General features: G+C 73.2%; 20 protein-coding genes. 13 read left to right on the top strand and 7 right to left on the bottom strand.

All coding sequences use genetic code 11. The features are described from left to right. Nucleotides 1–6: 6 nt before the first annotated feature. The 3 genes from V5O49_RS09895 to V5O49_RS09905 all read left to right on the top strand — a co-directional run bounded on the left by V5O49_RS09895 (nucleotide 7) and on the right by V5O49_RS09905 (nucleotide 8,163). Nucleotides 7–1,932 (top strand): glycoside hydrolase family 127 protein, encoded by a 1,926-nt coding sequence (locus V5O49_RS09895; RefSeq protein ID WP_405001164.1) that lies wholly within the window; start codon nucleotides 7–9, stop codon nucleotides 1,930–1,932. 42 nt (nucleotides 1,933–1,974) lie between these two features. Then, a complete protein-coding gene (locus tag V5O49_RS09900; RefSeq protein WP_332902078.1) occupies nucleotides 1,975–4,077 on the top strand; it encodes a glycoside hydrolase family 31 protein in 2,103 nt (700 codons plus the stop codon). A gap of 180 nt (nucleotides 4,078–4,257) precedes the next feature. Continuing rightward, a complete protein-coding gene (locus V5O49_RS09905) occupies nucleotides 4,258–8,163 on the top strand; it encodes a LamG-like jellyroll fold domain-containing protein (RefSeq protein WP_332902079.1) in 3,906 nt (1,301 codons plus the stop codon). Nucleotides 8,164–8,293: 130 nt separating this feature from the next. On the opposite strand, the gene V5O49_RS09910 is transcribed toward V5O49_RS09905, so the two are convergent. Next, the gene (locus tag V5O49_RS09910) at nucleotides 8,294–8,737 is read right to left on the bottom strand and encodes an Lrp/AsnC family transcriptional regulator (RefSeq protein ID WP_278235685.1); all 444 of its coding nucleotides are present in this window, start codon (nucleotides 8,735–8,737) and stop codon (nucleotides 8,294–8,296) included. A 115-nt stretch (nucleotides 8,738–8,852) separates the two neighbouring features. Here V5O49_RS09910 and ddaH point away from each other — a divergent pair, with 115 nt between their 5' ends. Both ddaH and V5O49_RS09920 read left to right on the top strand, forming a co-directional pair. Next, nucleotides 8,853–9,758, top strand: a complete 906-nt coding sequence (ddaH, locus tag V5O49_RS09915; RefSeq protein WP_332902080.1) for a dimethylargininase — start codon at nucleotides 8,853–8,855, stop codon at nucleotides 9,756–9,758. Next, nucleotides 9,755–10,822 (top strand): ornithine cyclodeaminase, encoded by a 1,068-nt coding sequence (locus V5O49_RS09920; protein WP_332902081.1) that lies wholly within the window; start codon nucleotides 9,755–9,757, stop codon nucleotides 10,820–10,822. The genes ddaH and V5O49_RS09920 overlap by 4 nt, the downstream gene beginning before the upstream one ends. Nucleotides 10,823–10,856: 34 nt before the next feature. On the opposite strand, the gene V5O49_RS09925 is transcribed toward V5O49_RS09920, so the two are convergent. Beyond that, nucleotides 10,857–11,948, bottom strand: coding sequence for an FUSC family protein (locus tag V5O49_RS09925; protein WP_332902082.1), 1,092 nt, complete (start codon nucleotides 11,946–11,948; stop codon nucleotides 10,857–10,859). A gap of 138 nt (nucleotides 11,949–12,086) precedes the next feature. On the opposite strand from V5O49_RS09925, the gene V5O49_RS09930 reads away from it, so the two are divergent. Next, nucleotides 12,087–13,379 carry a zf-HC2 domain-containing protein gene (locus V5O49_RS09930; RefSeq protein ID WP_332902083.1) on the top strand — a complete coding sequence of 431 codons (1,293 nt, stop codon included), beginning with the start codon at nucleotides 12,087–12,089 and terminating at the stop codon, nucleotides 13,377–13,379. A gap of 9 nt (nucleotides 13,380–13,388) precedes the next feature. Here the strand turns inward: V5O49_RS09930 and rlmC are convergent, their stop codons facing one another. From rlmC to V5O49_RS09945, 3 genes are read right to left on the bottom strand one after another with little or no spacing between them, the layout of a single operon-like run. Continuing rightward, nucleotides 13,389–14,627 (bottom strand): 23S rRNA (uracil(747)-C(5))-methyltransferase RlmC, encoded by a 1,239-nt coding sequence (rlmC, locus tag V5O49_RS09935; protein WP_332902084.1) that lies wholly within the window; start codon nucleotides 14,625–14,627, stop codon nucleotides 13,389–13,391. Between the two features lie 19 nt (nucleotides 14,628–14,646). Then, nucleotides 14,647–15,084, bottom strand: coding sequence for a VOC family protein (locus tag V5O49_RS09940; protein WP_332902085.1), 438 nt, complete (start codon nucleotides 15,082–15,084; stop codon nucleotides 14,647–14,649). Further along, a complete protein-coding gene (locus tag V5O49_RS09945) occupies nucleotides 15,081–15,686 on the bottom strand; it encodes a DinB family protein (RefSeq protein WP_332902086.1) in 606 nt (201 codons plus the stop codon). Before V5O49_RS09945 ends, V5O49_RS09940 begins: the two co-directional genes overlap by 4 nt. Before the next feature lie 151 nt (nucleotides 15,687–15,837). Here V5O49_RS09945 and V5O49_RS09950 point away from each other — a divergent pair, with 151 nt between their 5' ends. The 4 genes from V5O49_RS09950 to V5O49_RS09965 all read left to right on the top strand — a co-directional run bounded on the left by V5O49_RS09950 (nucleotide 15,838) and on the right by V5O49_RS09965 (nucleotide 18,985). Continuing rightward, nucleotides 15,838–16,251, top strand: coding sequence for a YciI family protein (locus V5O49_RS09950; RefSeq protein WP_332902087.1), 414 nt, complete (start codon nucleotides 15,838–15,840; stop codon nucleotides 16,249–16,251). Next, entirely contained in the window at nucleotides 16,248–17,420 is a 1,173-nt protein-coding gene (locus tag V5O49_RS09955) for an RNA polymerase sigma factor (protein WP_332902088.1), read from the top strand. The genes V5O49_RS09950 and V5O49_RS09955 overlap by 4 nt, the downstream gene beginning before the upstream one ends. Before the next feature lie 75 nt (nucleotides 17,421–17,495). Continuing rightward, the gene (locus V5O49_RS09960; protein WP_332902089.1) at nucleotides 17,496–18,149 is read left to right on the top strand and encodes a biliverdin-producing heme oxygenase; all 654 of its coding nucleotides are present in this window, start codon (nucleotides 17,496–17,498) and stop codon (nucleotides 18,147–18,149) included. A gap of 26 nt (nucleotides 18,150–18,175) precedes the next feature. Next, entirely contained in the window at nucleotides 18,176–18,985 is an 810-nt protein-coding gene (locus tag V5O49_RS09965) for a CPBP family glutamic-type intramembrane protease (RefSeq protein WP_278235676.1), read from the top strand. A gap of 129 nt (nucleotides 18,986–19,114) precedes the next feature. Here V5O49_RS09965 and V5O49_RS09970 read toward each other — a convergent pair whose 3' ends face one another. Next, nucleotides 19,115–19,786, bottom strand: a complete 672-nt coding sequence (locus V5O49_RS09970; protein WP_278235675.1) for a DUF305 domain-containing protein — start codon at nucleotides 19,784–19,786, stop codon at nucleotides 19,115–19,117. 159 nt (nucleotides 19,787–19,945) lie between these two features. Here V5O49_RS09970 and V5O49_RS09975 point away from each other — a divergent pair, with 159 nt between their 5' ends. Continuing rightward, the gene (locus tag V5O49_RS09975) at nucleotides 19,946–21,409 is read left to right on the top strand and encodes an LVIVD repeat-containing protein (RefSeq protein ID WP_332902090.1); all 1,464 of its coding nucleotides are present in this window, start codon (nucleotides 19,946–19,948) and stop codon (nucleotides 21,407–21,409) included. A gap of 110 nt (nucleotides 21,410–21,519) precedes the next feature. On the opposite strand, the gene V5O49_RS09980 is transcribed toward V5O49_RS09975, so the two are convergent. Then, entirely contained in the window at nucleotides 21,520–22,533 is a 1,014-nt protein-coding gene (locus V5O49_RS09980; RefSeq protein ID WP_332902091.1) for a DMT family transporter, read from the bottom strand. A gap of 60 nt (nucleotides 22,534–22,593) precedes the next feature. Between V5O49_RS09980 and V5O49_RS09985 the strand changes: the two genes are divergently transcribed. Both V5O49_RS09985 and V5O49_RS09990 read left to right on the top strand, forming a co-directional pair. Then, nucleotides 22,594–23,916, top strand: coding sequence for a YibE/F family protein (locus V5O49_RS09985; RefSeq protein WP_332902092.1), 1,323 nt, complete (start codon nucleotides 22,594–22,596; stop codon nucleotides 23,914–23,916). 4 nt (nucleotides 23,917–23,920) lie between these two features. Further along, nucleotides 23,921–24,697, top strand: a complete 777-nt coding sequence (locus V5O49_RS09990) for a potassium channel family protein (protein WP_332902093.1) — start codon at nucleotides 23,921–23,923, stop codon at nucleotides 24,695–24,697. Nucleotides 24,698–24,796 lie beyond the last annotated feature (99 nt).

Raw genomic sequence — 24,796 nt, forward strand, 5'->3', positions numbered from 1 at the left:
CCGACGATGACCGACACCACCCCGGCGTCCGTGCTGGCGCGCCCGGTGGTCCCCGCACCGACCTCCGGTGCGACAGCTCGCGGGCTGGGCCTCGGCGAGGCCCACCTGCGCGGCGGGTTCTGGGGCGAGCTCCAGACGACCAACACCGCGGCGACGTTCGACCACTGCCTGCAGTGGATGGAGCACCTGGGCTGGCTGGCGAACTTCGACCGCGTGGCCTCCGGCACCACGTCGACGGAGCGTCCCGGCTGGCAGTTCTCGGACTCCGAGGTCTACAAGCTCCTCGAGGGGCTGGCCTGGGAGTTCGGGCGCACGAAGGACCCGCGGATCGACGCCACCGTGCGTGCGCTGACCGAGCGGATCGCCGCGGCGCAGGACGAGGACGGCTACCTCAACACCTGCTACGGCCACGCCGAGCAGCAGCCCCGCTGGAGCGACATGGCCATGGGCCACGAGCTGTACTGCGTGGGCCACCTGCTGCAGGCGGCGGTGGCGCGGTACCGGACGGTGGGCGACGACCCGCTGGTCGAGGTCGCTCGCCGGGCGGCCGACCAGGTCTGCGCCGAGTTCGGTCCGGACGGGCGCGACGGCCTGTGCGGGCACCCGGAGATCGAGGTCGGTCTGGCCGAGCTCGGCCGGGCGCTCGGCGAGCCGCGGTACACGGCCCAGGCCGGCCTGTTCCTGGACCGGCGCGGCCACGGCCGGCTCGCCCCGATCCCGCTGCTCGCCCCGACCTACTACCAGGACGACGTCCCGGTGCGGGAGGCCGACGTCTGGCGCGGCCACGCCGTGCGGGCCCTGTACCTGGCCGCCGGCGCGGTGGACGTCGCCCTGGACACCGGTGACGCCGAGATGCTCTCGGCCGTGCAGCGCCAGTGGGACCGCACCGTGGAGCGTCGCACGTACCTCACCGGCGGCATGGGCTCGCGCCACCAGGACGAGGGATTCGGCGACGACTGGGAGCTGCCGCCGGACCGCGCCTACTGCGAGACCTGCGCGGGCATCGCCTCGGTGATGGTCTCGTGGCGGCTCCACCTCGCCACGGGAGACGTCCGGTACGCCGACCTCATGGAGCGCACGTTCTTCAACGTCGTGGCGACCTCCCCGCGGGGTGACGGCCGCGCGTTCTTCTACGCCAACCCGCTGCACCAGCGCGAGGCGGGCGAGGACGTGCCGATGGACGCGGAGAACCCGCGGGCCGAGGGCGGCGTGCGCGCCCCCTGGTTCGAGGTCTCGTGCTGCCCCACGAACATCGCCCGCACGTTGGCGTCGTGGCACACCTACCTGGCCGCGGTCGACGGTGACACCGTCTCGCTGGTGCAGTACGCCGCGGCCGACCTGCGGGTCGCCCTCGACGACGGTGCCGCCGTGGCGCTGGCGGTGTCCACCGACTACCCGGTCTCCGGCCGGGTCACGGTGGACGTCACCGAGGCGCCCGGACGTCCCGTCACGCTCCGGCTGCGGGTGCCGCACTGGGCCGACGGCGCGACCGTGAGCACCGACGGCGGCGCCCCCCGCGCCGTCGCGCCCGGCTGGGCGGACGTGACGGTGGCGACCGGCAGCACCGTGGTGCTGGAGCTGCCCGTGGCGCCGCGGCTGACCTGGCCGGACCCGCGGGTCGACGCCGTGCGCGGGTGCGTCGCCGTCGAGCGGGGGCCGCTGGTGCTCTGCCTGGAGTCCACGGACCTGCCCGACGGTGTCGACATCGACCGGGTCCGGATGGACACGTCGGTCGCCCCGGTCACCGCCGGGGACGGGGCGCAGGTGCGCGCGGTCGTGCTGCCGGACTTCGCCCAGCCCGCCGGGCGTCCGCCGTTCGGCCCCCCGGCGCCGCCGGCGGGCGGCGAGCCGGTCGACCTGCCGCTGGTCCCGTACCACCGGTGGGCCGAGCGAGGACCCTCGACCATGCGCGTCTTCCTGCCCACCGCCTGACCACCCGCGCCGCGTTCCCGCACCGTCGTCGAAGGAGACCACGTGACCACACCACCTGTCCCCGGTGACCTGTCCCTGCAGGTCGACGGCGCGCGGCTGACCTGGCGCGGCGAGGGCGAGACGCTGGTCGTCGAGCCGTGGGGCGCCGACGCCGTCCGCGTGCGCTCGACGCTGCAGGGCGACGTCGAGGACGCCGACTGGGCGCTGCTCGCGCCGGCGGCGTCCGACGCCCGCGTCGAGACGCGCGCTGACGGGGCGACCCTGACGGTCGGCCGGCTGCGGGTCGAGCTCACGGTGGCCGCCTGGTTCCACGAGATCGTGGGGTACGAGGTGACCCGGTGCGACCTGGCGTTCTACGACGCCGTCGACGGCCGCCTGCTCCTGCGCGAGCAGGACCGGGGCGGGTCGCTCAACCTCACCGCCCGCCGGCTGCGGCCACGGCTCGGCGGGGACCTCGAGCTCACGGCGTCCTTCGAGACGCCGGCCGACGAGAAGCTCTACGGCATGGGCCTGTACCAGCAGGACCTGCTGGACCTGAAGGGCTCCACCCTGGAGCTGGCCCACCGCAACTCCCAGGCGAGCGTGCCGTTCGTGCTGTCCAGCGCGGGCTACGGGTTCCTGTGGCACAACCCGGCCGTGGGCCGGGCGACCTTCGGGCGCAACCGGACCGAGTGGACCGCGGAGTCGACGCGCCAGCTCGACTACTGGGTGACGGCGGGGGACTCCCCGGCGGCGATCACGCGGGCGTACGCGGACGCCACCGGCCACGCCCCGATGATGCCGGAGCGGGGTCTGGGGTTCTGGCAGTGCAAGCTGCGCTACACCTCGCAGGACGAGCTCCTGGCGGTCGCGCGCGAGCACACGCGGCGCGGGCTGCCGCTGGACGTGATCGTCGCGGACTTCTTCCACTGGCCCCGCATGGGCGACTTCCGGTTCGACGAGGAGTTCTGGCCGGACCCGCAGGCGATGGTCGACGAGCTGGCCGAGATGGGCGTCGAGCTCATGGTGTCGGTCTGGCCGCAGATCGCCACGACGTCGGAGAACTACTCCCACCTGCGGCGGAACAACCTGCTGGTCCGGGCCGAGCGCGGCCCGGACGTGCACATGGCGTTCCAGGGGCCCAGCGCGTTCCTCGACGTGACGAACCCCGAGGCGCGGCGCTGGCTCTGGGACACCTGCCGGGAGAACTACGGCCGCTACGGGATCCGCACCTTCTGGCTCGACGAGGCCGAGCCCGAGTACGGCGTCTACGACTTCGACAACTACCGCTACCACGCCGGCCCGAACGTCCGGGTCGGCAACGTCTACCCGCAGCACTACGCGCGGGCCTTCGCCGAGGGGCAGCGGGCCGACGGCGAGACCGACGTGGTCAACCTGCTGCGGTGCGCCTGGGCCGGCAGCCAGCGCTACGGCGCCCTGGTGTGGTCGGGCGACATCTCCTCGACCTTCACCGACCTGCGCCGCCAGGTGGTCGCCGGCATCCACATGGGCGTGGCCGGCATCCCGTGGTTCACCACCGACATCGGCGGGTTCCACGACGGGGACGCGACCGACCCGGACTTCGGTGAGCTGCTCGTGCGCTGGTTCCAGTTCGGCGCGTTCTGCCCGGTGATGCGCCTGCACGGCGACCGGCTGCCGTACCGCGAGGTGACCGCGGCCGACGGGTCGCCGCGGCTGCGCAGCGGCGGGCCGAACGAGCTGTGGAGCTTCGGCGAGGAGGTGTACGCCGTCCTCGAGCGCTACGTCCACCTGCGCGAGGACCTGCGCGGCTACGTCCGCGAGGTCATGCGGACGGCGCACGCCGACGGCCAGCCCGCCATGCGCGGGCTCTTCCACGACTTCCCCCACGACCCGGCCTGCTGGGACGTGGCGGACCAGTTCCTGCTCGGTCGCGACCTGCTGGTCGCGCCCGTGCTGGAGGCCGGTGCCCGCGAGCGCGCGGTGTACCTGCCGGCCGGCGCGCGGTGGACCGACGCCGCGAGCGGTGCGGTGCACGACGGCGGGACCACCGTCGTCGTCGACGCACCCCTCGACGTGGTGCCGGTGTTCCTGCGCGACGGCGCGCTCGGCGACCTGGTGGGTCGGACTGCCGGACGGACCGCGGGTCGGTCCGGGTCCGTGACCGGGGGTTCGCCGGTGGGCTGACGATCCGCCGGGGCGTGTCGTCGTCCGCCGGTCATCGAACCGGTTCGACGCAGGCCCCGGGCATCGCCACGACGACGTGACGAGAGGAGGGGACGCTGGACCCCGCCGGGGGGCGGGGGCTCGTACGACGAGGTTCGAGGCGCGCACGACGCGGCGCGCGACGACGAAAGGTACTCATTGATGAGGACGACACCTCCGCGGCGCTCGCCGCGGCGCACGACCGCGGCGCTGACCGCGGCGACGATGCTCGGTGCCGGCGTGTTCGGCGGGGCCGTCGCGGCCCCCGCGGCCGCCGCCACGCCCGACCCGGACCTGCACTACGCGATGGACGACGTCACGGACACCACGGTGCCGGACTCGTCGGGCAACGGCCTCGACGGGACCCTGGCCGGGGACACCGCCCTGACCACGGCCGCCGACGGTTCCGCCGACGGCGCCCTGGACCTGCTGGGCGGCCACGTGGTCATCCCGCGCGACGCCATCGACGGCGCCGCCGACCTGACCGTCTCCGCCCAGGTGCGCTGGGACGGCGAGGGCGGGCCCTGGCAGCGGGTCTTCGACCTCGGGACCGACACGTCCCGCTACCTGTTCACCACGCCGTCGAACGGCGGGGACCTGCGCACGGCGGTCACCAGCGGCGGCGCCGGCGGCGAGTCGCAGATCACCGGGCACGGGCCGCTGGAGGCCGGGGACTGGGTCACGCTGACCGTCACCCTCGACTCCGACGCCGGCCAGATCACCACCTACCTCGACGGCGTGGCCGTCGGCTCGGCCGAGACGTCCGTGGCGGGCACCGACCTGCTCACCGACGCCGCGGCGCAGGCCGGCTACATCGGGCGGTCGTTCTACCCGGACCCGGCGTTCGACGGCGCCGTGGACGACTTCCGGATCTACCGCTCGGCCCTCAGCGCCCAGCAGGTGACCGAGCTGACCGAGGAGCTCGGCGGCACGGTCCCGACGCTGGAGGAGCTGAGCACGGACGTCTTCGAGGTGCGCACCTCGGCCGGGTCGGCCCCCGACCTGCCGTCCGCCGTCCGCGCGTCGTTCTCCGACGGCTACGATCGGGACGTGCCGGTCACCTGGGACGACGTCGACCCCGCCGACTACGAGACCTCCGGGACGTTCACCGTCGCCGGTGACGCGGCCGGCACGGCCGTGACCGCCGAGGTCACCGTGCACCGCGGCGAGCTGAAGGTCGACCTGGGCACCGACACCGGTGAGTTCTCCGGCGGAGCCTCCGGGCTGCTGTACGGCCTCTACGGCGAGGGCATGCCGACCGACAACCTCGTCGAGGGCATGGGCGTGCAGTCCGTGGCCACCAAGGCCCAGGACGGCGCCCAGCACCCCGGCTCCGACGCTCTCGAGGTGCTCGGACCGCTGGCCCGCACCACCGGCGGGGACGTCTACCTGCGCGTCACCGACTGGTACCGCGGCTTCCCCTACCAGTGGCCGTCGCCCGACCAGCCCGACGCCACGCCCGCCGAGAAGCTCGAGAGCTACCGCTCCGTGCTGGACGAGCAGCTCGACATGATCTCCACGCTCGACGCGGACACCCGCGAGCACCTCGTCATCGAGCCGTACAACGAGCCCGCGGGCAACATGTTCGGCACGGGGCAGTGGAGCCTCGACCGCACCTCGTGGCTGTCCGACCCCACCGACTACTTCGCCGCGTGGGACGAGACGTACCGCACCATCAAGGAGCGGTTCCCGGACATGCGCGTCGCCGGGCCGGGCGCGATCGAGCTCTGGCCCCAGATCGAGGGCTTCCTCGAGCACACGGTCGCCGAGGACACCGTCCCCGACATCGTCACGTGGCACGAGCTGACCCACCCGCAGGCGATCCGCGAGTCGGTGGCCGAGTACCGCGAGTGGGAGGCCGACGTCTTCGCCGGCACCGAGCACGAGGGCACCGAGCTCCCCGTCAACGTCAACGAGTACGCCTTCAACTACCACACCTCGGTCCCCGGTCAGATGATCCAGTGGATGTCGGCCATCGAGGACGCCAAGGTCCAGGCGATGATCGCGTTCTGGAACATCAACGGCAACCTGTCCGACTCGGCCGTGCAGACCAACCGCGGCAACGGGCAGTGGTGGCTCTACAACGCCTACAGCCGGATGACCGGCCACACCGTCGAGGTCACGCCGCCCTACCCGGGCCAGAACTACAGCCTGCAGGGCCTGGCCACGCTCGACGAGCAGCAGCGGCAGGCCCGCGTCGTCCTCGGCGGGCAGGACGGCCCCGCCCCGGTCGACCTCGTGAACGTCCCGTCGGACGTCTTCGGCGACGAGGTGCGGGTCACCGCCCGCGAGATCCCGTGGACCGGTCAGCTCGGCGACTCCGCCCAGCCCCGGCACCTGGCCGACCTCACCGTCCCGGTGACCGACGGCGTCGCGACCGTGGCCTTCGACGGGTCGCAGCTGCCCGAGCTGGCCGAGTCCAGCGCCTACGAGCTGATCGTCACGCCGGTCGGCGCGGGGGAGACCACGGCGTCGACCCCGACGCTGTGGCAGGGCAGCTACGAGGCCGAGGACGCCGAGTACACCGGTTCCGGCTACTCGCTCAACGGTCCCGAGGGCTCGCCGCAGGACGTGGCGAAGTTCTACACCTCCGGCGGGTACAACGTCGGTGGCCTGCGCACCGGGTCGGACGGCGTCCTCGACTTCGAGGTCACCGTGCCCGAGGACGGCACCTACGACCTGTCGGTGTTCTCCTCCACGATGAACCGGTTCGGGCTGGTCCAGGAGCAGGGGCCGACCAACGTGTTCGTCCGGGTCGACGGCGGGGCCGAGCAGGAGATCCACCTGCCGCTCGCCTACAAGTGGGTCGTGTGGGACCACGCGGACACCACCGTCGAGCTGACCGCCGGCACGCACACCATCTCGCTGGCCGCGCAGAGCCTCGACGGCTCCGGCGCCACGCAGGGTGACGCGATCATCGACCGCATCACCCTGGCCCTGCCGAACCCCGAGGCCGCGACCTCGGTCTACGAGGCCGAGACCGCCGTCCTCGACGGGGGGACCGCCACCTACGAGGTCTCCGACGTGTCCGGTCCGGGCGCCGTGGAGCTCGCCGAGGGCGATTCCGCGACGTTCTGGGTGTACTCGCCGGTCGACGGCGAGGCGCACCTGGGTGCGGACGTCGTCGGCTCCGCGGGTGACGGCACCCTGGCCGTCAACGGTGCGGACGTGCTCGACCTGGGCACCTCCCAGGAGGTCGCCGCCCACCTGGCCGGCGGCGTCAACAAGATCGTCGTCACCGCCGGTGCCGACGGCGTCGTCCTGGACCGTCTCACGGTGGCCCCGGGCGAGGGTCTGCTGGAGCCCGCCGAGTACCAGGCCGAGGACGCCGAGCTCACCGGCGACGCGTCCGTGGGCGAGTACTCCCTGGCCGAGGGCGGCGCCGCCGTCACCGGCGTCGGGGGCGAGCCGGGCAACGACAACACGCTGACGTTCCACGTCGAGGCGGCCGAGGCCGGCCGGCACGCGGTCGTCGTGCGGTTCTCCAACCCGGAGCAGGTCGACGGCACGCACTACAACCCGAACCCCGTCGCCCGGCACGCCGACATCTCGGTGAACGGCGGCGACGCCGAGCGGGTGCCGTTCGTGCCGACGTTCCACGAGAACAACTTCTTCGAGCGCACGATCGTGCTCGACCTCGTCGAGGGCGAGAACACGATCTCCCTGCGAGCGGAGGAGATGCCGAACTGGGACGGCGAGACCTACGCGTCCGAGATCTGGCCGGCGGACTACCTGCTGCGCTCGCAGTGGGCCCCGATCGTCGACCGGATCACCGTCTCCCCGCTGGCCCACGTCGTGGTGCCCAGCCCGGTGACGGTCCAGGTCGCCACCGAGTGCCGGGGGAACGCCGCGTTCGTCGTCGCCGAGGTGACCAACACCTCCGGCGAGCGCACGGACGTCACCGTCACCGGGCTCGGTGACGAGCGCACCCGGGACGTGCTGAAGCCGGGCAAGACCTGGAAGCAGCCGTTCTCGGCCGAGTCGCCGACCCTCGAGGCCGGCGAGCTGACCGTCACCGCGGGCGGGGTCGCCACGACCCACCCGTACGAGGCGGTCACCTGCGAGTGATCCCGGGTCGGCGGCGCTGACCTCGCGTCGGTGCCGTCGACCGTGACCCGGGACGTCGAGCGTCTCTGTTCCTCAGGAATCAGCTGGTGATCCCTGAGGAACAGAGACGCTCGACGCGTCTGGGCACGGCTCAGTCCAGCCGCGCCGGCCGGTCGATGACCCGGGACATGACGATCGCCGTGCGCGTCTTGTCCACGCGGGCGTTGACCCGGAACGACTCGACGATCCGCTCGACGTCGGACATCGACCCCGCCATGATCTGCACCAGCGCGTCGGCCTCGCCGGTGACGGTGTCGACGCGCACGACCTCCGGGATCGGCCCGAAGTCCCGCTCCAGGGCGGCCGGCGAGATGTTGCCGCGGCAGAAGATCTCGACGTAGGCCTCGATGCGCCAGCCCAGCTCCTCCGGGGCGACCCGCACGGTGAACCCGGCGATCTCCCCGCGGGCCTGCATCCGGTCGACGCGACGCTTCACGGCCGTCGCCGAGAGTCCGACGGCGTCCCCGATCTCCGCGTAGGACGCCCGGCCGTCGCGCAGCAGGATCGCCACGATCTCGCGGTTGGTCTGGTCCATCCCCACTCCTCGACGCAGGTTCGTTGCGCCCAGGGTACGGAATAATGCGACATTGCGTCAGGATGCGCAGGAAACACGCCGTTCGGGTTCATGCCTGTCCCCCTAGCCTCGCTGCATGACGTTGCTCACACCGCCCGTCGCGCAGACCGCGACGACCGGCACCGACCGCACGCCGACCGCACGCCACTACCTCATGTGCCCGCCCGTCCACTTCGACGTCGTCTACGCGATCAACCCGTGGATGGACCTCACGGTCCCCGTCGACGCCGGCCACGCCGTCGTGCAGTGGCAGGCCCTCAAGGCCGCCTACGAGGCGCACGGCCACACCGTCGACGTCGTCGAGCCCGAGCCCGGCCTGCCCGACATGGTCTACGCCGCCAACGGCGGCGTCGTCGTCGACGGCCAGGCGCTCGCCGCCCGGTTCACCCACCCCGAGCGGCAGCCCGAGGGCATCGCCTACGACGCCTGGATGCGCGACGCCGGGGCCCGGCACGGACTCGTCGCCCTCGGACAGGCGGCGGAGCTGAACGAGGGGGAGGGCGACCTGCTCTGGGACGGCGAGGTCATGCTCGCCGGCACCGGGTTCCGCACCTCCCGCGAGGCCCACGCCGAGGTCGCCGAGCGCCTCGGTGTCGACGTCCTCACCCTCGAGCTCGTCGACCCGCGCTTCTACCACCTCGACACCGCGCTGGCCGTGCTGACGACGGCGTCCGACGACGGCACCCGCCCGGAGGTCGCCTACTTCCCCGGGGCGTTCACCCCGGAGTCCCGGGCGGTCCTGAGCGAGCGCTACCCGGACGCGATCCTCGCGACCGAGGCCGACGCGGCCGTGCTCGGCCTCAACGCCGTCAGCGACGGCAAGCACGTGTTCCTGTCCGACCGCGCTACCGGGATGCACGTCGCGCTGCGCGAGCGGGGGTACACCCCCGTCGGCATCGACCTGTCCGAGCTGCTCAAGGGCGGCGGCTCGGTCAAGTGCTGCACCCTCGAGCTCCGACCTGCGCAGGAGGTGCGCGCATGACCACCGTCGACCTGCTGGACGTCGCCGCCACCGCCCGCTGGGTCGCCGAGCGCGGCCCCGAACGGATCATCACCGAGCTCGCCGACGCCCTCGCCACGGACTTCCGGCGCTGGCCGGAGCTCGACAAGCGACCGCGCATCGCCTCGCACTCCCGCGACGGCGTCATCGAGCTCATGCCGACGTCCGACGACGTCACCTACGGCTTCAAGTACGTCAACGGCCACCCGCTGAACCCGGCGCGCGGCTTCCAGACCGTGACGGCCTTCGGCGTCCTCGCCGACGTCCAGAACGGCTACCCGACGTTCCTCGCCGAGATGACGCTGCTCACGGCGCTGCGCACGGCCGCGACGTCGGCGCTCGCCGCCCGCACGCTCGCCCGGCCCGGCGCCCGCACGCACGCCCTGATCGGCACCGGCACCCAGGCCGAGTTCCAGGCGCTCGGGATGCGGGCCCTGCTCGGCGCCACCCACGTGCGGGCCTGGGACGTGGACCCGGCGGCGCGGGAGAAGTTCGTCCGCAACGCGCGGGCGCTCGGCTTCGACGTGCACGAGGCCACCAGCGCGGCCGACGCCGTGGCCGGGGCCGACGTCGTCACCACCTGCACGGCCGACAAGCGCAACGCCACGGTGCTCACGGCGGACATGCTCGCGACCGCGGCCCCCGGCGTGCACGTCAACGCCATCGGTGGGGACTGCCCGGGCAAGACCGAGCTCGAGGCGGGCATCCTCACCGCCCCCGGGACCGCCGTCGTCGTCGAGTACACCCCCCAGACCCGGATCGAGGGGGAGATCCAGCAGGTCGCGGACGACTACCCGGTCATCGAGCTGTGGGAGATCCTCGCGGGGCAGGCCTCGGGCCGGACCGACCCGGACCAGGTGACCGTGTTCGACTCCGTCGGGTTCGCCGTCGAGGACTGGACGACGCTGCGGTTCGTGCACGCCGCCCTGCGCGCGGACCCGGCCGGACGCGAGCTGCTGGCGCAGGTCGACCTCATCGCCGAGCCGACCGACCCGAAGGACCTGTTCTCGCTCGTCGCGGCGCCGCTGCTCCAGCCCCAGGCCTGAGGTCGCCCGACGTCCTCCGCCCGGCCCGGTGGGCTCAGGTCCGCACGGGCCGGGCGGTGGCGACGTCGTCGACGATGTCGATGATGGCCCGCAGGTTCGCGATGAGCGCCCCGTACAACGGCCAGTACCGGCCGGACAGGTCCTCGTCGGACAGGTCCTCGGCGAGCCGGCCGACATCCTGGCGCAGGGGTGCGACGTCCTGGTCCGGGTCCGCGACCCGGCGGCCGACCTCCTCGAGCAGGTCGAGGTACCGGTCCCGGAAGCGCGGGTCCCACTCCGAGGCCTCCTGGCCCGCGTCGCGGACGTGGCGGGCGACGGCCTGGGTCTGCGCCACGCCCTCCTCGAGCCGCAGGAGCACCTCGGGGTAGGTGGCCAGCGCGGCGCCGGGGTGCCGCCGTCGGCGCGGGTTCCACCGGCCGGCCTCGCGGGCCGTCCGGACGAGCGACCAGGCGTGGTCGAGGTCGCGCTGGATCGACCGGGTGCGTTCGATCCAGTCGTCCTCGGACTGTGAGTCCCAGGGCCGGCGCATCTCCGTGGCCATGTCGCCCAGCAGCTCGCCGAGTCGTTCGTCGACGTCGTCGATCTGCCGCTGCGCGCTGCGGTCGTTCAGCGGCGGGAACGCGACCAGGTTGACCAGCAGCGCCACGCCCACGCCGACGGCCGTGTCCAGCAACCGGTCGGGGAGCAGCTCGATCGCGCGCTGCTCCGACAGGTCGTAGCCGGTGGTGACGACGAACAGGACGGTGGTCGCGACGGTGAGTCCCTCGGTCCGCAGACCGGGCAGACGCCCGATCAGGAGCCCCACGAGCAGCGCGAGGCCGAACGACCACACGGTCGCCTCGAAGAACGTCACGACGACCAGCGAGACGAGGATCCCGGCCGCGACGGCGAGGACCGTCTGCGCGCCGCGCCACAGCGTGCGGTGCACCGTCTCGTGCATCGTCAGCAGGGCTACCCAGGGGGCGAGGAACGACTGCTCCAGGCCCAGGGCGAACCCGGCCACGGCCCAGGCGATCATGGCCGCGACGACGGCCTTGACCAGCTGCAGCAGGTCGGTCTGGTTCGCGGCCGACGCCGACCAGTCACGAAGCCGCTCCCAGGGGCGGAGACGATCGATGGTGCGCACCCGCTCAGTCAACCGGAACCCGTCGCAGGTTTCCTGCGCACGGACTTGCCAGCACCGGGTGCACCGCTGCCATCATGTCCCCGGCGCGGGCGGAGCCCGCCGTGGCAGGCCGGTGGACCGGCAGGGGAGAGGGAACGCGTGAGGGCGAGGCAGGACGCCTCCGGGTCGTCGGGCGCCGACGACGTCGCGCGGCAGATGCGTGCCGCGGCCGCTGCCCGGGGCCACGACGACGGGCCGGGCGCCGAGGGGACGGTCGACCCGGACGTCGTGCGGACCGCCCTGGCCACGCTGTCCCACGACGACCAGCAGCTGCTCTGGGACCTGCACGTCCTGGGCCGGCGGATCGAGGTCGTGGCGCGCGAGCTCGGTGTGCACGTGAAGTCGGCGGCGCGTCGGCTGCGGCAGGCCGAGGACCAGCTCGGCCGGGCCCTGTCCGCCGCCCACGCCCGCGGCGGACCGCGGCGGGCGTGCGTCGAGACCCGGCGCGACCTGCACGCCTACGTCCAGCACCGTCTCGGCGGCGGCCGGCGGCAGCTGCTCGAGGACCACCTGTTCGGCTGCACCGGGTGCCTGCGCGCCTTCATCGACGTCCGGGAGTCCTCCTGGGCGCTGCGGGACGTGGCGCCGGTGCTGCTCAGCGGGGCCGCCGTCTCGGGGATGTCGGTACCGGTCGTCGTCGGCGCGTCCGGTGCGGCGGCGTCCCACGGCGCGCTCGTCTGGCTGGGGCCGTTCGGCACCGCCCTCGTCGCCGCCGGGGAGTGGCTCGTGCAGGGTGCGCGCCGGCTGGTCGGGCGCCCGGTGGCCGTCGCGGCCGGCGTCGGGGTCGCCGCCGTCGCGGTCGCGGCCGGCGCCCTCGTCGGGGGTGACGCGCCGCAGGAGGCGCCGCCCACCGCTCCGGTGGTGATGGAGCGGCCCTCGCCGGCCCCGACCCCGCGGGATACCACGGGGCCGTCCCCGGAGCCTTCTGCGGAGCCCGCGCCGTCCCCGGAACCGGAGCCGACGCCGGAACCGACGCCGGAGCCGACCCCCGAGCCCCCGGCCCCGGGGCCCGCCGTCGTCCCGGAGCCGCCGGCGGACCCCTCGCCGGAGCCCCCGCCCGGCCCGGGGCCCGCGCCGTCCCCGGAACCGGAGCCGACGCCGGAGCACCCGGCCCCGGAGCCCGAGCCGACCCCCGAGCCGACCCCCGAGCCGGTCACGACCACCGTCGGGCTCGACCTCGAGGAGCGAGGAGAGTTCCGGGTCGTGCTGAGCCCTGGGGTCGAGGTCGTGGCCGTCGAGGCCGCGCGCGGCAACGTCCGTATCGAGCAGACCGCGGACGGCGTGTGGCGCGTGTGGACCCCGGGCGGGTCGCCGGGCAGCGTGACCGTGCAGGTCAGCGCGCCGGAGGGGACGACGCCGGAGGCGTGGCTCGACGCCGTCGACGAGCGCTGAGCGCGCCCGTCACTCGCGGGACAGCAACACCAGCACCTCGTAGTGGCTCGTCTGCGGGAACATGTCCAGGAGTACCGCACGCCGGGGTCGCAGCGACGGCATGTCGGCCAGGTCGCGGGCGAGCGTGCTCGCACGGCAGCTCGAGTAGAGCACGTGCTGCACCGCGGACGCCTCGAGCCGGCGGGCCAGGTCCGTGCCGATGCCCCGCCGGGGCGGGTTGACCACGACCAGCTCGGGGTCGTCCCCGCTGCCGAGCGCGAAGCCGGTCGCGTCCCCGGCGGCGAACCGGACGTCCGCCATGGCGCGACGCCACCAGTCCGCGTCCCGGGAGCCGACGACGGCGTCGGGCGGCAACGTGGCCAGCTCGGCCGCCGTCGTGGTCGCCGACGCGACCGCCTCGGCGGAGATCTCGATCCCGGTGACCGACCGGCCCGGTGCGGCGGCGTGCAGTGCGAATCCGCCGACGCCGCAGTAGAGGTCCCACAGCGTGGCCGGGTCGATCTCGTCGATCCACCGCCGTGCCTGGCGGTACAGGGCCTCCGCGACCCCGGTGTTGGTCTGGAAGAAGCTCTGCGGACGCAGGTGCAGCGTGACCCCGTCCAGCCGCATGGGCAGGGTGGCGCGCTCGGTGAGCACGATCTCCTGCTCGCCCTCGAGCACGGCGGCGTGTGCCGGCTGGACGTTCACGCTCAGCACTGCCAGCCCGGGCAGCCGTTCGTGCAGCCACGGCAGGTGCTTGCGGATCCGGGCCACGGCCTCGGTGGAGCGCAGCACGAGCCGGACCATGAGCTCGCCGTCGGGGGAGAGCGTGACCAGCACATGCTTGAGCTCGCCGCGCCGGGCGGCGTCGCGCTGCGTGACCTTGCGGCGGCTGCCGGCGGGAGCGGGTGACAGGTCGTAGGGCTGCAGACGAGCGCGGGTGACCAGCTCGGCGAGCGGGCCGAAGGCGGCCTGCAGCGCGGGCGGGTACAGGCCGCAGTCGGTCAGGTCGACGCTCTGGCCCGCGAAGGGTCCGGGCGGCCCGACGATCCCCAGCACCGGCTCCTCGACCGTGCCGGTGACCACCATCTTCGCCTTGTTGCGGAAGCCGCTCTCGGGGCCGACGACGGCCGGCAGCCACGAGACGTCGTCGTGGTCCGCGAGCAACTCGGCCACGTGCGCCTGCTTGTCGCGGACCTGCTCGGGGCGCGCGATCTCGATCAGGGTGCACGAGCGGCACCGGCCGGCGTCGTAGTGGGGGCACTGCACGGCCCCATTGTCCCGTGCGTCAGGCCACGAACATGCAGAAGGGGTGCCCGTGCGGGTCGGCGTAGACGCGCAACGGTTCCTGCGGGTCGTCCGACCGGTCGAACAGCAGCCGTGCCCCGAGGGCGAGGGCCCGGTCGTGCTGCCGGTCGAGCGTGGCGACGTCGGGGACCGTGGTGTCCAGGTGGAGCTGCTGAGGCACGGCCGGGTCCGGCCAGGTCGGTGGTGCGACGGTGTCGACCTGCTGGAACGCGAGGCTGAAACCCCCCGTGCCGCCCAGGACGAGCCAGTCGGCACCCCGGGGGTCGGCCTCGCCGTCGTCCGGAGGGTCGTCGCCGGGACGGTAGCGCAGTCCGAACATGCGGCGGTAGAACTCCGCCAGGGTGCGCGCGTCCGTGGTGTCGAGGACGACCTGGCGGATGCGCGGGTATCCGTCGGACGCCGTCGTAGGGGTTGTCATGTCCGGTCCTCCTCGTCCGGCCCGGGGAACCGGTCCGCGATGCCCCGCAGCCGGTCGACGTAGGCGTCCCAGTCCGTCGGCCAGATGTTGGTGGCGCTCGGCTGGAGCCCGACCTCGCCGTCGATCTCCTCGCGCAGGATGTCCGCGTGGCCGGCGTGACGCTCCAGGTCGGCCAGCACGTGCACCAGGACGCGGTGCAGCGTGACCTCGCCGCGGTCGCCCCACCACGGCACGCGGCCGGGTGCCCGGAGCGGCAGCGACTCGATGGTCTCGTCCGCGAACTCGGCGACCCGGCGGTACAGGTCGCGCAGGCCGTCGGCGGTCTCGTCGGCCTCGGCGTAGAAGTCGGCGTTCGGGTCCTCGTCGAGCCGCGCGATCCAGGGGGTCTCCTCCGGCGTCGGCCAGTCGCGCCCGAACGTCTCGCCGAAGTACCCGATCTCCACGCTCGCGGCGTGCTTGACCAGACCGAGCAGGTTCGTGCCCGTGCTGGTCCGGGGCGTGCGCAGCGCGCGCTCGGACAGCCCCTCCGTCTTCCACAGCAGCGCCTCGCGGGCGTCGCGCAGGTAGCGGTGCAGGGTGGCCCTGACCTCGTCCTCGTCCACGTCGACCTCCTCGTCGTCACCGGCGAGCCTAGGCCGCCCCGGGGACACGCACCGGCCGGATGTCGAGAACCGCCGGGTGGCTCCGTCCCCGGGGTGTCGGCACGATCGGAGAAGGCCCGATCGGCGACCTCGAGACGAAGGAGAGACGACCATGGCCAAGTACCTGCTGCTCAAGCACTACCGCGGCGGCCCGGAGCAGCGTCCGAACGCCCGCGAGCCGATGGACCGCTGGACGCCCCAGGAGGTCTCCGACCACATCGCGTTCATGCAGCACGTCGCCGACGTGCTCACCGAGCGCGGCGAGTTCGTCGACGCCCAGGCGCTGTCCCCCGAGGGCACGTTCGTGCGGTACGACGGCGAGGGGCGTCCGCCGGTGACCGACGGTCCGTTCGCCGAGACGAAGGACGTCGTCGCCGGCTGGATGATCATCGACGTCGAGTCGACCGAGCGGGCCCACGAGGCGGCGGCGTTCCTGTCCTCGGCGCCGGGGCAGGGTGGCAAGCCCCTCGAGGAGTGGATCGAGGTGCGCCCGTTCATGACGGACGCTCCTCCCGCGGACGGATGACGGTGCCGCCCGGAGGTGCCACGGCACCGGAGGCCCGCGTGGCCGAGCTCCTGGCCGAGCTCGGCCCGCGGGTGCTCGGCGTGCTCGTGCGCCGCGGGGCCGACTTCGCCACGGCCGAGGACTGCGTGCAGGAGGCGCTGCTCGAGGCCTCCCGACGCTGGCCGGACGGGGTCCCCGACGAGCCGCAGGGATGGCTGGTCACCGTGGCCTGGCGCCGGTTCCTCGACGCGCGGCGCTCGGAGACGGCGCGCCGTCGCCGGGAGGAGCAGGTCCACGCCACGCCGGACCCGGGTCCCACCGAGCAGACCGACGACACGTTGCTGCTGCTGAGCCGCTGCTGCCACGAGTCGCTCAGTCCGGCGTCGGCCGTGGCCCTGACGCTGCGCGCCGTGGGCGGGCTGACGACGGCGCAGGTCGCCCGGGCGTACATGGTGCCGGAGGCGACGATGGCCCAGCGCATCAGCCGGGCGAAGCGCACGCTGTCCGGCCGGTCCTTCGACCGCCCGGGTGATGTACGGAACGTGCTCCGGGTGCTGTACGTGATGTTCACCGAGGGGCACACGGGCGAGGTGGACCTGGCGCGGGAGGCGATCCGCCTGACTCGGCAGCTCGCCGTCGCCACGGCCGACACGGAGGTCGCCGGGCTGCTCGCCCTCATGCTCCTGACCGATGCGCGTCGGGCCGCCCGCTGGACGGCGCGCGGTGAGCTCGTGCCGCTCGCCGAGCAGGACCGGTCGCGGTGGGACACCGCGGCGATCGCCGAGGGTGTGCAGGTCCTGCAGGCCGCGCTCGCCGACGACCGGCTGGGGGAGTACCAGGTCCAGGCGGCGATCGCGGCACTGCACGACGACGCCCCGCGGGCCGAGGAGACGGACTGGGTCCAGATCCTCGAGTGGTACGACGAGCTGGTGGCGCTCGCCGACTCCCCGGTCGTGCGGCTCAACCGGGCGATCGCCGTCGGGCACGTCGACGGGGCGCTCGCGGGACTGCGGGCGCTGGAGGCAGTGCTCGACCGGGTGCCCCGGCGGACCGCCGCCGCGGCGTACCTGCGCGAGCGCGCCGGCGACGTCCAGGAGGCGTCGGAGCTGTACGTGCGGGCCGCCGCCGAGGCGGCCACGCTGGCGGAACGGCACCACCTCCTGCGGTGCGCGGCTCGGCTCCGGGGATGAGGTGAGGCATGCCTCATCCCGCTGATATCGTGGGAGACGACCTGACGCTTCGTCATGAACATCCGTGGAGGTCCCATGCCCGTCGTCGCCCCCGAGGGCACCCTCTCCGTCCTGCTGCGTGACGGCACGCGCCGGGAGCACGAGCAGGCCGAGAACGAGGGGTTCGTCGCCCGCCTCATGAGCGGCAGCCTCGACGTCGCCGCCTACGCCGACCTGGCCGCTCAGCAGCACGCCGTCTACACGGCACTGGAGCAGGCGAGCGAGGCCGTGCGGCACGACGCGCGCGGGGAGGCGCTGGTCTTCGACGAGCTGACCCGGGTCCCGGCGATCGAGCGCGACCTGGCCCACCTCTACGGGCCGGACTGGCGCGAGCGCGTCCGCACGCTGCCGGCCACCCGGACGTACGTCGAGCGGCTGCACGACGTCGGGACCCGCCTGCCGCAGTATGCCGCCCATGCGTACACGCGCTACCTCGGCGACCTGTCCGGCGGACAGATCGTGCAGCGCATGATGCAGCGTCACTACGGCATGGGATCGGCGGGGCTGGAGTTTTACGACTTCCCCGAGATCTCCAGGCTGAAGCCCTTCAAGGACCTGTACCGCGAACGCCTCGACGCCCTGGCGCTGACCCCCGACGAGATCGACGTCGCCGTCGGCGAGGCCCGCGAGGCGTTCCGCCTGAACCGGGCCGTGTTCGTCGAGCTCGGCGAGGCCCACCCCGGTCGCTGACGGCGCTGCGCCGCTAGGGTGCGGGGATGGCCGTCACCCTCGCACGCTACAGCGCAGCCGTGCTCGTGTGCGGGGCGGCGATCCTGCTTTTCGCCGTGCACGTGCGTCCGCTCGGCTACGTGCCGCTCGTCGCCGGCGTCGTGCTCGGACTCCTCGTCGACCGCGTGCTCGGCCGCGACCTCGGCCTCATCGCGCTCGGCATGGCGATCGTCTCGTCGATCTCGCTGAAGGCCGACCTGTCGAACGCCGGCATGGCGCGGTTCACGGTGGCGCTCTCGCTGGCCGTGCTGGTGCCCTGGGCGCTGTCGAAGTACTGGTTCCGGGACGACGACGGCGCGGGGGCGGTGCGGTTCCCGGCGTTCACCGGACGCCGGTGGACCCGCGGCCAGTGGCTGTACCTCGTCGTGGTGGTCGTGGTCGGCTACCTCGTGCTGCCCTGGTACTTCCTCGGCTCGGGCGCCTACCTCAACTGGCCGCCGCTCGAGGGCGACAGCGACATCGCGCGGCTGTTCGTGGGTGTCAACGCGGTCGGCATCTGGGACGAGCTGTTCTTCATCTGCACCGTGTTCGCCCTGCTGCGGCGGCACTTCCCGCTGCAGGCGGCCAACGTCCTGCAGGCCATGGTCTTCGTGTCGTTCCTGTGGGAGCTCGGCTACCGCGAGTGGGGTCCGTTGCTGACGATCCCGTTCGCGCTCGTCCAGGGCTGGATCTTCGCCCGGTACAAGTCGCTGCCGTACGTCGTCACCGTGCACCTGCTGTTCGACGCCGTCGTGTTCGCCGTGCTCGTGCACGGCCACCACCCGGAACTGCTCGACATCTTCGTCACGGCCCCCTGACCGGGCTCCCGGCGCGCCAGAGCTCTCCGGCGGGTGCGGTCGAGCGTCTCTGTTTCTCAGGACTCAGCCGCTGAGTCCTGAGAAACAGAGACGCTCGACCGGCGCGGTGGGGGTCAGGCCGTCGCCCGATCAGAGGTCGTCGAGCATGTCCTGCATGCGCCCGATCTCCGCGAGCTGGCCCGCGCCGATGTCGTTGGCCAGCTCCTGGGTGCGGAAGTTGATCCCGTCGACGGCCAGCTCGGTGGACATGGTCACCGCACCCTGGTGGTGCTGGATCATGCCCTCCAGGTAGAGCCGGTCGAAGGTGGTGCCGGACGCCGCCTCGAGCTCGGCCATCTGGGCGTCGCTGAGCATGCCCGGCATGTCCTCGGGGTCGTGGTCGTGGGCGTCGTCGACCGGCGCCCGCGGGCCGCTGCCGTCGCCGTCCTCGAGCTCGACGGGCACGGGCAGGTCGTGCCCCTGCAGCCAGCCCGCCATACCGTGGATCTCGGCGCCCTGGACGTCGTAGATCCGCGCGGCGAGCGCCAGGACGCCGGGGTCCTCGGCCCGGTCCGGCGCCAGCTCGGACATCTCCAGCGCCTGGGCGTGGTGCACGATCATGTCGCTGATGAAGGTGGCGTCGGCCCGGTTCCACTCGTCGTCGGCCCGCGGAGGTGCGACGTCCTCCGGTGCGACGGTGGCGTTCTCCTCGCCGGGCCGGCCGGGCTGGACCACGACGCTCTCCGGCGTCGCGGCCGCCTCGGTCGTGGCCGGCGACCCGCCGCCGGTGCAGGCGGCCGCCGTCGCGGCGGCGACCAGCACGACGGCCGTCCCCGTCGCGCGCCGGAGCCGGCGCCGTCGAGCCCTGGGTGCTCCCTGTACGTCCACTGTCACCATCCGGTTAAATCTCTGCACATTCCCTGGTGACGGGCGTCACACCGGGTGAAAGTAGGGGGACCCTACCAAGGAGGTGTGACGCCTGTGCGTCATCTGACCACGAGACAGCGACGTCGAGCCCTGGCGGCCGGAGCGCTCACCAGCGCCCTCGCCGTCGGTTCGTTCGCCGTCGCCGCCCCCGGATTCGCCGAACCCGGTGGCGACGCGCCCGACGACGGCAGCGAGCTGCCCGCCCAGAGCATCGTCGCTCTGGACGACTCCGCGACACCGGACGGGCTCACGGAGCCGGGCACCACGGACGCGCTGAACATGGAGCTGCTGGCGAACATCCCGAAGAACGGGGCGTTCGCCGCCGAGAACTCCTACAGCTCCGACCTCGCCTTCCAGGGCGACTACGCGTTCGCGGGGAACTACAACGGGTTCACCGTCTACGACATCTCCGACCCGGAGAGCCCGACGCAGGCCGCGCAGGTCGTCTGCCCGGGGTCGCAGAACGACGTCTCCGTCTACGGCGACATCCTCGTGCTGTCCACGGACTCGTGGCGCACCGACGACTCCTGCGAGAGCGAGTCGATCTACCCGGTCGGCGTCGACTACTGGGAGGGCCTGAAGGTCTTCGACATCTCCGAGCCGACCGAGCCGGAGTACGTCGCCGCCGTCGAGACGCAGTGCGGCTCGCACACGAACTCCCTGGCGCCGAGCAAGAACGGCCAGACGCTGTACGTCTACGTGTCGTCGTACTCGCCGCACCCGCTGCTGTCGGACTGCCAGCCGCCGCACGACAAGATCTCCGTGGTCGAGATCCCGACGAAGGCTCCGGCCGAGGCCGCGGTCGTCTCCACGCCGGTGCTCTTCCCGGAGGGTGGCTACACGAACACCTCCGGCTGCCACGACATCACCACCTACGTGAAGCTAGACCTCGCGGCCGGTGCGTGCATGGGCGACGGCATCCTCATGGACATCTCCGACCGGGCCAACCCCGAGGTGATCTCCACCGTCCGTGACACCGAGAACTTCGCCTTCTGGCACTCGGCGACGTTCAACAACGACGGCACGAAGGTGGTGTTCACCGACGAGCTCGGCGGCGGCGGCGCCGCGACCTGCAACGAGACCGTCGGCTCCGAGCGGGGCGCCAACGGGATCTACGACGTCGTCGACGGCGAGCTGGAGTTCCGCAGCTACTACAAGATCCCGCGGACGAACACGAACACCGAGAACTGCGTGGCCCACAACGGCTCGCTGATCCCGGTGAAGGACAAGGACATCATGGTCCAGGCCTGGTACCAGGGCGGGATCTCGGTGTTCGACTTCACCGACTCGTCGAACCCGACGGAGATCGCCTGGTTCGACCGGGGCCCGCTGTCCTCGGAGCGGCTGGTCCTGGGTGGCTCGTGGTCGGCGTACTACTACAACGGGTACGTCTTCTCGAACGACATCCAGCAGGGCTTCGACGTCCTGGAGATCGACGACGCGGCCGGTGTCGGCAAGCAGAAGCCGAACACCTACCGTGAGCTGAACCCGCAGGGGCAGGTCCGCTTCCACGGCTGACCCTCTCCCGGGCGCATCGAGCGTCTCTGTTTCTCAGGAATCAGCAGTTGATTCCTGAGAAACAGAGACGCTCGACCCGTGCCGGGGACGGGACGACGGCGGCGCGTGGATCAGGAGCGACGCCGCAGCCGCGACTCGACCAGCGGCACGGCGACGGCGACCAGGGTCAGTGCCGCACCGAGGTACATCGCCGGGCCGGGTGGCGTCGCGCCCGGGACGAGCAGGTCCAGCAGCAGCGCCCCGACGATCTGGCCCGCGATGAGGCCCAGGCCCAGCAGCAGCACGCCGATCCGGTGCACCACGGCGGCCTGGACGGCGATGAAGACGATGCCGAGCAGTCCGCCGGAGTAGAGGACCAGGTCCAGCGGCCACCGTGTCGGCAGCGCCCCGTCGGGCCACCCGTTCACCAGCGTCGCCACCGCGAGCGCCACCAGCAGCGCCGCCGTGCCGACGCCGAAGTTGACGAAGGTCGCCGCGGCCACGCCCGGGAACGTCGACGACGGCGCCCGCCCGGCTGCCGGTGCAGGGACCGCCGCCGCCCGCACCCGTCCGTTCATCGCCTGCTGCCACGCCTGGACCACTCCGGCGAGCAGCGGGATCACCGCGAGGTGCACGTCCTCGACCCGTCCGACGGACCCGGACACGGCGACGACGACGGCCACGACGGTCAGGGCCGGGCCGACGGCGCGACCGAGCGTGATCAGCCGGACGCCGCCCGGCGCGAGGCCGAGCCGGTCCACCGCCAACGAGCTCGTCGACTGCCCCGCCACGATCGCGACCATGAACAGGGCGACGCCGAGGGAGGAGACGGTCAGGCCCTGGGCCGCCACGTAGAAGCCGCCGCCCAGACCCCCGAGCACCTCCCACGGGCGCAGCCCGCCGGTGCGCAGGGCGCCGCGCACGTGCCCGACGGCGGTCCGCGCCGCGGGCCAGCACAGGACCGCGATCGTCAGCCACAGCAGGCCCGAGCCGAACGAGATCACCGCCGCGGCGAACGCGGAGCCCACGTGCTCGGCGAGGGTGCCGTTCACCCGGGACTGGGACGCGGCGGCGATCCCGCCCACCACGGCTGCGGCGACTCCGGCGACGGTGCCGGCGCTGCGGGCAGCGGGCTGGGCGGTCACCCGCGGAGTCTACGGCGCGGGCGACGCGGGCCGGGCGGCGCGGGATGACACCATGCCACCGTGACGACCGACGTCGGCTCCCGGCGAGGCGCCCGCCACGCCCGCACGACGGAGCTCTCCACCCTGCCCGACGGCGGGCACGGCCACGGGCACGGCGGGCCCGTGCCGCCGGCGCCCTGGCGCACCCGGATCGTGCTCGCCCTCCTGGTGCTGCCCGCGCTGGTCGCCACCGGTCTCGGCCTGTGGCAGCTGTGGCCCGCCGCGGCCGGGGTCCCGGACCGGGTGCCGGTCGTCGTCGAGGGCAGCGAGCTCGTGTCGGCGACCGTCGTCGGACCGCTCGAGGGGGAGGCCGCCGGGGACGCGTCGTGGCCGACCTCCGAGGACTCGACGATCGGCAACGTCCAGATCCGCCTGGCCGACGGCAGCACGTCCGGGATGCAGGCCGAGCCGCGGTTCGAGCTCGAGCCCGGCGACCCGGTGATCGCGCTGTACATCGGCGACTTCGCCGAGACCCCCGTGCCGTACGTGTTCATGGACTACGAGCGCGAGGTGCCGCTGGGGATCCTCGCCGTCGCGTACGTGCTGGTCGTGCTGCTGGTCGCCCGCTGGCGCGGCCTGGCGGCCCTGGTCGGCCTGGCGGTGGCGTTCGCCGTGTTCGTGGGGTTCACGTTCCCGGCGCTGCTGTCCGGCGAGAACGCGATGGGCGTGGCCCTGGTGACGTCGTCGGCGGTGATGCTGGCCGTCCTCTACCTGGCGCACGGCCTGACGGCCCGGACGACCGTGGCGCTGCTGGGCACCCTGGCCGGGCTGGCGCTCACCGCGGGGATCGGGGCGTGGGCGACGGGTGCCGCGCAGATCACCGGGGCCTCGGAGGAGATCGCGCAGAACCTGCCGACGATCGCGCCCGGGGTGGACCTGCGCGGCATCGCGCTGTGCGGGCTGGTGCTGGCCGGCATGGGTGTCCTCAACGACGTGACGATCACGCAGGCCTCGGCCGTGTGGGAGCTGCGGGCGCTGGCCCCGCTGGCCCCGCGGCGGATGCTCTTCGCCCGGGCGATGCGCATCGGGCGCGACCACATCGCCTCGACCGTCTACACGATCGCGTTCGCCTACGTCGGGGCGGCCCTGCCGCTGCTGCTGACGGTGTGGCTGCTCGACCAGACCCCGATGATGACGCTGACCTCGGGGGAGATCGCCGAGGAGATCGTGCGCACGCTGGTCGGGTCCATCGGGCTGGTGCTGGCGATCCCGATCACGACGGCGATCGCCGCGGTCACCGTGCCCACGGGCGCTGCCCTGGCGGCGAGCGCCGGGGTCGGCCACGATGGTGCGGACCCGACCCCGGAGGACGACGTGCCGACCCGACCCGACGAGCGAGTCTGACGCCGTGCCCGAGCAGCCGGACCCGCCGCGCGAACCGGCCCCCGCCGGCCGGGACGCCTTCATCTCGCGCGAGCCGCAGCCGCCGGCCGGTGACGACACCCGGTTCGACCCGCACTCGCGCTGGATCGACCGGTTCGGGATCCTGCTCGCCCTGACCGGGCTGACGGTCGCGCTGCTGTCGCTCGTGGACATCCGGGCCGCGGGTGACGAGCTCGGCCCGGCGCTGGCCGGCCTGGCGACGACGCTCACGGTCGGGGCGACCCTGGGTCTGGCGCTGCGCGCGGCGGGCCTGCGCACCCGGTGGCGGCGGTGGGCCTACGTCGTGCTGGGCGTGCTGGTCGCGGTGTCCCTGGTGATCGTGCTCCTGCTCGACACCTCGGACGCCGTGACGTCCGCGCCCCCGCTGCTGCTCCTCATCGCGGCGCTGGCTCCCGTGGTCGTGGTGCGGCGGCTGGTGCACCACCGGATCGTCACCCTCGCGACGGTGCTCGGGGCCGTGTCGGCCTACCTGCTCATCTCGCTGATGTACTACTACGCGTTCCTCACGGTGGACAACCTCACCGAGTCTCCCTTCTTCGGCACGGAGCAGCCGACGACGTCGTTCATGTACTTCTCGCTGACGACGATCACGACGCTCGGGTACGGCGACCTCGCGGCCGTGACGCCGGTGGGTCGGCTCCTCGCCACGAGCGAGGCGATCGTCGGGCAGGTGTACCTCGTGGTCTTCGTGGCGATGATCGTCAGCCTCGCGGCCGGTCGCGTGCAGCGTTCCCGCGGCTGACGCGCACTGTTTGATAACCGTTCTCATCCGTGGTTGACTGCAGGTCATGAACGCGAATGGTTCTCATTCGCGACGGGCGTCCCGTGGCGCCCTCGCTGC

This window comes from Isoptericola haloaureus (genome assembly GCF_036689775.1).
GTDB lineage: Bacteria > Actinomycetota > Actinomycetes > Actinomycetales > Cellulomonadaceae > Isoptericola > Isoptericola haloaureus.

Coding starts and splice junctions, on each gene's coding strand:
- V5O49_RS09965 (WP_278235676.1), top strand. CDS start 18,176: ATGGCCGTCACCCTCGCACGCTACAGCGCAGCCGTGCTCGTGTGCGGG.
- V5O49_RS09960 (WP_332902089.1), top strand. CDS start 17,496: ATGCCCGTCGTCGCCCCCGAGGGCACCCTCTCCGTCCTGCTGCGTGAC.
- V5O49_RS09940 (WP_332902085.1), bottom strand. CDS start 15,084: ATGACAACCCCTACGACGGCGTCCGACGGATACCCGCGCATCCGCCAG.
- V5O49_RS09920 (WP_332902081.1), top strand. CDS start 9,755: ATGACCACCGTCGACCTGCTGGACGTCGCCGCCACCGCCCGCTGGGTC.
- V5O49_RS09950 (WP_332902087.1), top strand. CDS start 15,838: ATGGCCAAGTACCTGCTGCTCAAGCACTACCGCGGCGGCCCGGAGCAG.
- ddaH (WP_332902080.1), top strand. CDS start 8,853: ATGACGTTGCTCACACCGCCCGTCGCGCAGACCGCGACGACCGGCACC.
- V5O49_RS09895 (WP_405001164.1), top strand. CDS start 7: ATGACCGACACCACCCCGGCGTCCGTGCTGGCGCGCCCGGTGGTCCCC.
- V5O49_RS09905 (WP_332902079.1), top strand. CDS start 4,258: ATGAGGACGACACCTCCGCGGCGCTCGCCGCGGCGCACGACCGCGGCG.
- V5O49_RS09955 (WP_332902088.1), top strand. CDS start 16,248: ATGACGGTGCCGCCCGGAGGTGCCACGGCACCGGAGGCCCGCGTGGCC.
- V5O49_RS09910 (WP_278235685.1), bottom strand. CDS start 8,737: ATGGACCAGACCAACCGCGAGATCGTGGCGATCCTGCTGCGCGACGGC.